Source organism: Pseudanabaena biceps PCC 7429 (assembly GCF_000332215.1).
Lineage (GTDB): Bacteria > Cyanobacteriota > Cyanobacteriia > Pseudanabaenales > Pseudanabaenaceae > Pseudanabaena > Pseudanabaena biceps.
The window spans coordinates 1-9,333 of the sequence record NZ_ALWB01000206.1 but is presented as its reverse complement, the minus strand read 5'-3'; the positions used below and the strand labels follow the sequence as shown (position 1 = coordinate 9,333).

At 42.7% G+C, this 9,333-nt stretch carries 3 protein-coding genes; 2 read left to right on the top strand and 1 reads right to left on the bottom strand.

Annotated elements, in window-relative coordinates; translation table 11 throughout:
* Nucleotides 1-159: 159 nt before the first annotated feature.
* Complete coding sequence (locus tag PSE7429_RS18320) at nucleotides 160-1,221, bottom strand: 1,9-bis(guanidino)-5-aza-nonane synthase (protein WP_009628813.1); 1,062 nt, start codon at nucleotides 1,219-1,221, stop codon at nucleotides 160-162.
* A gap of 619 nt (nucleotides 1,222-1,840) precedes the next feature.
* Between PSE7429_RS18320 and PSE7429_RS23850 the strand changes: the two genes are divergently transcribed.
* Nucleotides 1,841-5,260 carry a methyl-accepting chemotaxis protein gene (locus tag PSE7429_RS23850; RefSeq protein ID WP_009628812.1) on the top strand — a complete coding sequence of 1,140 codons (3,420 nt, stop codon included), beginning with the start codon at nucleotides 1,841-1,843 and terminating at the stop codon, nucleotides 5,258-5,260.
* Between the two features lie 134 nt (nucleotides 5,261-5,394).
* Nucleotides 5,395-9,231 (top strand): ATP-binding response regulator, encoded by a 3,837-nt coding sequence (locus tag PSE7429_RS18310; protein WP_009628811.1) that lies wholly within the window; start codon nucleotides 5,395-5,397, stop codon nucleotides 9,229-9,231.
* The last annotated feature ends 102 nt before the right edge of the window (nucleotides 9,232-9,333 follow it).

The following is a 9,333-nucleotide window of genomic DNA, read 5'->3' as shown; positions in this document are numbered from 1 at the left end:
AACCCAGTAAGGGTTTTAAAATCACAAAATGGCGTAGCCATTTTGTGATTTGGTATTAATATAGCTGCCAAGATTAGGACACAAACCCCAAGAATAAAAATAGCGCCGATTCGCGGCGCTATTTTTATTCTTGGAATGGCGATATAGCTATATCAAGATCTATACGCCTACAGGAGCAGGAATACTGCTGAAGTTAGGAACGAAGGGCTTGTTGAATAGTTGTGCCAATTGACGAGGAGCGCGATCGCACCAGTTGCGCTTACCGTAGACATAGCCAGCGATGAGAGGAAGAGCTACAGTTGCTTCCGAGTAAACCATTTGCTCTTGGACAATGTCCACCTTGCCCCAAGAATGTGCTTCCTTCAGAGTGGAACCTGAGAGAGCGCCATCACGTTCGTCAGCAACGGTAATCTGTACTGCGTATTTGTGCATTGCTGCTTCAAAACCAAGCAATTCAGCTGCAACAACTGTGTCTTGAGCAAAGTTCTTAGGAACACCACCACCGATCATGAATAGACCAGTATGAGGGCTTGCCAACTTGCATTGAGTCAATTCACGGAAATCGCGTACGGAGTCAATGCTGATGTGATCTTCAGGAGAGTTCCATTGGTGGTGAACAAGTCCAAAACCTGCGGAACAGTCACTGAAAGCAGGAACGAAGATGGGAATTTGATGTTGGTAAGCCGCCAATACCACCGAGTGACGGTTCTTCGCGTTCTTATCGAGATAGGCTCCCATTTCGTGGATAAATTCACGGGAAGAGTAGGTGCGACGAGGTAAAGAATTCGCGATTTCGGCGATCGTCATGTCGCAAACGCGCAATTCATCTTCATCGATGTAGGTGTCATAAATGCGGTCAATAGCATTTTCGCGGAGGACTGCATCATCAGCAAAGGTATCACCGACATAGTGACGAAAGCCGAGGGCTTCAAAGAAGTCTTGATCAACGATATTTGCACCTGTAGAGACAATCATGTCAACCATGTTGTTGACGATCAAATCGTAGATAACTCCCTTTAGCCCTGCACTAAATAAAGAACCAGCTAAACAGAGGATGATCGCGCAATCTTTGTCTTTGATCATATCGTCATAGATATGAGCTGCACGTCCGAGGTTTCTACCTTGGAACGCTGTATTTGCCATTGCGTCAACCAATCCGACAACATCAAAAGCTTTGATGTCAATATGTTCAACAGTCTGTTTGAGTAGATCGCGTTTCATGATTTTGTTTGTCCTAGATGCTATGTGTTGTAGATGTATGCGAAAAAATTTTGAGCAAACTTCAATAACAGAACAAGCAAAACTACATACTCACGCATCAGGTAAAACTTTTATCTATGCCCATGATGACTCGCAGCCCATATCAATCTTTTCGATAAAAGATATCGGCTCCAGCAACATTACACACAAACAAATCCTACCCCTAGGGAGTTCTTTGCTGCCTATTCAGTTTTGAAAAAATATTTAATCTTCCCCATGATGAGAAGCGATCGACCTAGGCTGTTAACAGTAGTTACAACCCTGATAGTTAGAAGGTCGATCGGAACATACTAGGTCCTTCACAGGCATCGTCCCAAGAAAGAGTAGGATCAGACTCGCGTCTTTCTCCCAACTTTAGGTTGAGGAGCCAATCACATCCAAGCAATAAAACCAGCTTTTTCAATTTCTATATAACTGAGTGCAACAAGTCCTTAAATACAATAGCACTTTTTTTAATAAACACAAGCAAAATGGCGCTAGAGGATCTATTTGTTAATGCGTTTAACTGTGTATTAGGAGACTTGTAGAGACTAAGCCTCCTTTTTGAAACAAGATAGACGTATTTCATGCAGGGACGATCATGATGACAGCGCAGTATCAGGCGGCTCTACACTCCTATGCAGAGGGTCGGTATGAAGAGGCGATGCAACAGTTTTCAGAATTGTTGTATGAGGATCCTCGCAATCCCAAGCTGCATATTTGGTTGGGGGCAACTTTTCGTAAGGCAGGAAAGATTGAGTATGCCAAGGTTCAGTACCAACAAGTATTGACGCTTACTGACGATCCTGACCTACTCGATTTGGCAAGTACTTCCCTAGCTCAAATTCAGAATAAGCTTGCTAATATTGCGAAGAAAAACAAGTCTCCCGAAGAGCTTAAGGAGCTTCAGGAAAATGCAAATACTTTCAGTAATTTTAATCAAAAGGCTAATAATCAAAAGGCTAAGCCAAAAGGATCGGGGGATCAGGGGACTGGCGATCAAGTAACGGATAAGCTTGAAGGGGCTAAGCAGAAAAATAGAAACTCGCAACCAAAATCTGGACGTAACAAAAGCCCCAAGTCTAATGGGACGAGTGCTAATAGTATTGCCTACATAATTGATCCTGAAGATGAATCGGGTTTAGATGAATTGACGGTCTTAGCTACGCCTCCTAATAAGACGATTGCCAAGCCAAAATTTACAACCAATGCTGTAGGTGCTAGTAATGGGAATGGAATGATCCCACCACCACCTGCGATCGCTGCGCTATCTAAGAACGCACCTCAGAATCGCGAACAGGTAAATCCTTTAGCAAAGCCAGATCCAAAGCCTGATCATCTGTTAATCGACGATCAGCCCTTGATATTTGGCGATATAGAAAATCTTGTGGAAGATATCGATGACCTAACCGATCACTCTTCTTCCTACGCTCTAATTGGCGATGGTCTAATTGGCGATGGTTTAATTGGTGATGGTCTAATTGGTGATGGTCTAATTGGTGAAACTCAGAAAAGTTATCAATCAATTAACAGTCAGGATACAGCGCTTAAAAGTGAAAAGAATAAGGATTTAGATTCCGTGTTTCTCGATTGGGGGACATCATCTCAAAATAGTCGCGTTAAGGGGAAAGATACTTCCGCGATCGCCTTGGAGGATATGTTTAAATTCTCTAGCGTGGGGCAAAAGATCACTCTATGGGGTACGCTGATTGCGACCATTCCTGCGATCGCTTTAGGGGTAGTTGCCTATCAAGTTGGGGATAGCTTGTTATTAAATAGGGTTAAGCAAGCCCAACAGTCAGAGGCGATCGCCCTTGCCAATGCGACAAAAAGCTTTCTCAAGGGGCAAACTGGCGATGTGGAGGTCTTGCAGAAGCTTTTGGGATCGACGGATTTAGGGCAAACCAATTCGTCCAAGCCAGCCAATTTGACAAACAATAAATTGCTCTCCATTGAGTCTCTACCAATTGCTGAGCAACGTCAATATAAGCAGCAGTTGACTAATCGCCTTAATCTTTACGGTCAAGCCTATCCTGAATATACAAGCATCGCTTTGTTTAGTGTTAATGGTGAATTACTGGCTCAGTCAGCTAATTCAAAAACGCTGCAAACTATTAATCCCAAAGCTCTTAATAGGGCAAAGTCCGCTGAAACAGTGCAACTTAGTAATTCTATCGTTACCAAGAATGGAGCGTACTTTTATGCGGTTGCCCCAATTAAATTTGCTGGTTCACCAAAGGCTAGCGTGATCTTACAGGTGGAAATTTCTACGAAGAATTTGGTGAATGAATTAACTAACGCCAGAAATAACAATGGGGTTGGGAATGGTAATTTTTATGTAATTGATAGTGCTAACAAGTACTTTGCTAGTTCGCAGCCAATTACGGGCAGTGAAGATGCGTTAGCAGATTTTGCGATATTGACCGATTTGAGATCGGGACAGTCCGCGAATCCCAAGGATTTAGTTAGGGGCGATCGCAATGTGCAAATGGTTGCCTATGCACCTGTTCCTAATGCCCAAGCTGGTGACTCACTGGCTTTAGACATCCTGACAACTGTTGACAAAGCCACTGTCATTGCAGGCAACCAAAATCTACTGTTAGTAATTGGTATTGGGCTTGGTGTAACTCCCTTACTTGCCGCAGCCATTATTTATGCATTGTCGCGGCGAATAAGTACCAGACTTAAAGATATTCGGGCTGTTTTACGCGATCTAAGGCAGGGGAATGTTGATGCTAGCTTTGGGGCTTTAAGCGTGGAAGGAAATGACGAACTGTCGGACATTTCTTTCAGTATTAATCGGATGTCCGAGCAGTTTCAGACGATGATTCAAAAGCAGGAGCAGGAGAAACAACACCTGCAATTGCAAGTGGTCAAACTGTTTAAAGTTTTGGCAAAACTGGCGAGAGAAGAAAAACAAGAAGTTAAAGATGAGGATTTACTAGACGAGAAAATATTGTATTTGGGTAAAAAAGTACGAGCGGAGATTGTCCAAAGACATGCTGAAGCTGAGAGCTATCGCCTACAGAAGGAAGAGCTTCAGGAACAGTTGGTGAAGATGCTTAAGGATGTCCAAGCTCTGTCTGAAGGGGATCTTACTGTCTCCACCAAGTCGATTGACGGTAGTTTAGAGAATGTGGCTATATTCTTTGATGATGTAATTCGTGGTTTACATAATATCGTTGCTCAAGTGAAGTCCTCGACTAACCAAGTTAATTTCTCCCTCGGACAAAATGAGCAGGCGATCGCTAATTTAGCAAGTATTTCGCAGAGACAACTAGATACGGTGACGCGCTCCCTTACTACTGCCCAAATGGCGAAACTTTCAGCAGATACGATCGCCAACTATAGTCAGCAAGTAGTGCAATCATCACAACTGGTAGTAGAAAAACTATCGGATGGCGATCGCTCTCTGGATGCAGTTATGTCCAAGGTCGGCGAATTACAAAATACGGTTTCGACCACTGCTAAGCGAATCAAGCAATTGGGAACTGTATCCCAAAAAATTGCGAAGGCAATTTCGACAATTAATGAGATTGCCATTAAGACAAACTTCCTCGCAATTAACGCAACGCTTGAATCTTCGCGGACAGGTGATGGCGTTAGTGGATTTGCGATGGTTGCTGAAGAGGTTGGCGAACTGGCGTTCCGTTCCGTTGAGGTAACTAAGGAGGTGGAAGTTCTACTTGGTAATATCCAAACCGAAACTACGGCTGTAATGGCGGCAGTGGAATCGGGTAGCACTCAGATCTCGGAAAGCAATACATTGACGATCGCCGCTAAGGATAGTCTCCAACAAATCGCGCAGATCTCACAGCAAATTGACGGATTGATGGCGGCGATAGCCGAGGCAACATCATCGCAAGTTCAAACATCTGAGGGGGTTGCGAACTTGATGCAGGATATTTCTCATATGGCTAAGAGAACCTTGGCTTCTTCATCGGAGGCTGCCAAATTCATTAAGGCAACGCGCCGATATTCTGGCGACCTACAACAGTCCTTAACTCATTTTAAAACATGATGCAAAACCGTGATGCAAAACCGTGATGCAAAAAAATGATGCAAACTCGATCGAGTCTACCTGCGCGATCGCTCTTTATTACTACTGAGTTTTAAGGCGGAAGATAAACAAAGTTAGATATACCGACTTTTCCTATGATTGAAATATTACCTCAACCGAAAAAAATCTTTTCTGAAGAGTCTCAAGTTCATACCCAGAATCTGAAAAATAAAGTTCTGGAATTAGATGCGACTTTGCCAAATTTTCGCGAGCAAATTGATAGTCTGATTGCCACGAATAAATTGCTCCAAGATGCTGCGGTTCGGGCAGATTTTTGCCAACCGAACTCTGCTTTTGCGGAGATAATTAAACATTTTGAAGAGGTGTTTTATCTATTACGCGATCGCCATTCTGAGGTTGATTGGATTACGAAGGAGTTGCTTTTAGAGATAATTGGCGTAGCTAATCAGATAATTAATGAGTTCTGTCTGGAGATCGAAACCTCTAAAGATTGGATGAAAATTCAGGGTGACCTGTTCGAGCAACTCCATGAGGATTTATCGTTAGAGTTGGAAGTATTTGATACTCTAGAGGAAATAAACTCTCAGGATAAAAAGGATAAAGGCGAACCTTTTGGTGTGGATAATACGTCGGAGGGGATGCATTTATTCGATATAGATTTTAGAACGGATTTGGATAGTGATTTTGAAGAGGATTTTGCCAATTCATCCTATATCAATAATATCAATATAAGCAGTCAGCTTAATAGTTTGGATGGCTTTCTGATCATTCAGGAGGATCGAGATCTAGACATGGCTAGCGAACCATTTGAAGATATCTCAGGAATGGCTAGTAGGGAATTAGAAGGTTTGTTTCCTGATTTGTTTTCAGATGCTGCGGATACTATCGATAGTCTAGATGGTGATTTAGACGGTGATCCAGATGAATTTTCTGATAGTTCTGGTGATTTAGGACAAGAAACTCTAATTGGTGACGAAGGTAAATTGCCAAAGCCAGAAATTCTGGCAGACATATTTACGGAATCTCCTTTTGAAGTCTTGGCGAATAGTTCCGACCCCCATGAATATGAACCCATGCCACAGGAAATCAGCTCAGGAGAGTCTATCGTTCTAGAAGATATTCTAGAAGAAGTTCTAGAGGATATTCCTGAAGATATTCCTGAGGCTAGGTATGAAAACCCTCTTGAGGTTACTTCTGAAGAGCTTATTAACGGAGATGGAGATGAGGCGATCGCAGATTATCAAGATCACGATAATATTGAAGTTAAAGCCATTGAAGAGGATTGGATTGCTGAGATTGCCCCAGAAAGCGATCGGGGTATTTCAATTATGCCCCTATTGCGGGAACTTGAGGTTCCATCTGAGTCTTCTAGCTTTGATTTAATCGAAGATAATTATGCCGATATCTCGATTTCCAGCGATTTCTTTGAAGCTATAAATACTGGGGATGATCTTTCAATAGCTGGTGATTTTTTTGAATCTTTAGAAGGCGATTTAATCTCTAGTGATTTTTTTGAATCTTTAGAGCAAGACGATATATCTATTGGTTTGACTGATAGTGATATGGGCGATGACGATAGGTCTATTGGTTTGATTGCTAACGATTTTTTCGCATCCCTAAAGCAAGACAAAGAGCAGGATAATAATATTTCTGTCGAATTGATTAATACCGATTTTTTTGTAGCCTTAGAGCAGGGTGATGATATTCCTGATGATATTGACCATTCTCTAGGATTGCATCAGGACTTCCAATTAGCTTCATTAGCTGCTGCTGAAATAGTTAGAGAGGATTTTTCCGTTTCAGATATTGATACCTCATTGGAGGAATCACCAATCTATCATAATAGTATTGATGATACTCCCACGGATTGGCAGGATCTGTCTCAGTTGGATTTGGGCGATCGCGAAATGTCCTACGCAGAATTTGCAAATCTGTCATTGACCGCTAACTACGAAATGAGTCCAGAAACCGATGGGGGCGATTTAATCGAAGCCAGAGCTTTCCAAGGTGATGTGAGTGACAATGAAGAAACCATTCGCCTTCCCTTAAATCATGTAGAACTGCTAGGAGATCTGTCGGAAGAACTATTGTTGCGTAAAGGGAATCTAGATGTCTATTTAGAAGAAATGCAAATGTTGTCTGGAGAGGTGCAAAAACACTTCCAGTTGTTAGAACCTAAATTTGCGAACGACAATCCTGAGGCGATCGCAAACCTCCAAGGGGCGATCGCTAGGATCACTAATGTCATTGAACTAGCTGACAAACAGACCGATGCGATGAGTCACGATATTTGCCATTTGAGGAAAAATTTACGTCAAGTTCTCAAATGTCCTGTCTCTAGCCTTGTGAGAAAATTTCCGCGAATTTTGCGAGAGATGTCACTACATAATGGTAAGCAAGTCGAGTTGATTGTCAAAGGGGCAGAAATTGGACTGGAAAGAGCGATGGCGGCCGTTGTTGCTGAGTCTATGGAAGTTTTGCTTCGTAATGCGCTCGACCATGGGATCGAGTCCGTTGATGATCGCCAGCGCATTGGAAAGACTCCACAAGGTAAGATCGAACTCATAGCAACTCAATCTGACGAAGGTATACAAATCAAGGTTTGCGATGATGGACGGGGGCTTGATATGGAAAAGATTCGCCAACAGTTTGAGCAAGCGATCGCGGATAGGTCGGAATTTTCGGCTGTGGATATGAGTGACGAGCAATTAACAAACTTGATTTTTGAGCCAGATTTCGATCTCATCAATAGCTCTATCCAAGGAGCCAAGTTGAGCGATGTGAGAGCTAAGCTTAGCGAGTTTGGTGGTTCTATCACCGTACATTCCGAGATGGGGAAGGGAACTCAATTTACTTTGATGTTGCCAAACCTACTTTCCTTGATGCGCGTATTACTGATTGATATTGATCGCATGTGCTTAGCAATTTCCAGTAAAAATGTATGGGAAGTAATTTCGATCGAGGATAAAGCCCTTAATCAAACATTTGAAGGCAAAGAAACCTTGCTATGGCGCGATCGTGTGTTGCCAATTGTCCAACTTAATTCTCTTCTTCAGATCAATTGTCGTCAAACTTTAAGTCAAGGCGCAGAGTTGAGTCAGTCTTGGGGTTACCCCTATCGTAGCGAAACCCAGTCATCTGGTCGTAATCCATCTTCCTTTCTAGTAATTCATCACGAAAATAACTTCTTTGCCCTACAGGCAGACGGTTGCTGGCACGAACAAGAAGCAACTTTCCAGCATATTGAAGGTGATATCCTGCTCCCTCAGATTTTTCTGGGAAGCGTGATTTTGGGGAATAATCAGGCGGTTGCTCTACTCAATCCTGCTGAATTAGCGAGCCAGTTTTTGCGATCGCTTCCGAAGGAAAACGAGCAATTATCGCGTCCGCATCCAGTCGGTCTAAACAATTTGAGTAGTTTATCTGACTTTTTTAGTGCTGGTGATAGATCCCCAGAATTGCCGCCTGTTAAATTACCTATGCAGGTAACAACCATAGCCGAACGCTTGGAGCGATCGCCTAAGTCAGAAAATCTAGAAAGTTCGGGGTTATTTACAGACGCGATCGCCAAGAGTTCACCTCGGAAATTATTGCACCCTAGAGTATTAATAGTTGAATCTTCGGCGAATGTCAGACGCTATCTGGCGATGACGCTTACCAAGTCTGGATTTGTAACCGAGCAAGTTCAAAATGCGAAGGAGGCTCTTGCCCTGCTGAAGACGGAAGTTACCCTAAGTCAGAACTTTGATGTGATGATTACTGATTTAGAGATGCCTCATATGGATGGATTTAAACTGCTATCGACAGTTCGCTCTGACACTGATCTCTGCAATTTACCAATAGTTGCCCTGATGGCAAAGAATAATGAAAATGGGCAAAAGTTGGCTCTAGAATTAGGTGCAAATGCTTGCTTTAGTAAGCCTTACCAAGAAAAAGAATTAGTCAACAAGCTGAAACAACTGATCGCTTGATCCCCAAGGATAGGGGAGCAAAGCTCCGCTATCCTTTGATATGTTACAGCGCTTTGCGCTCAAACCCAAACCAAGGAAATTTTTGAAAGCGTTGCTTCGCAA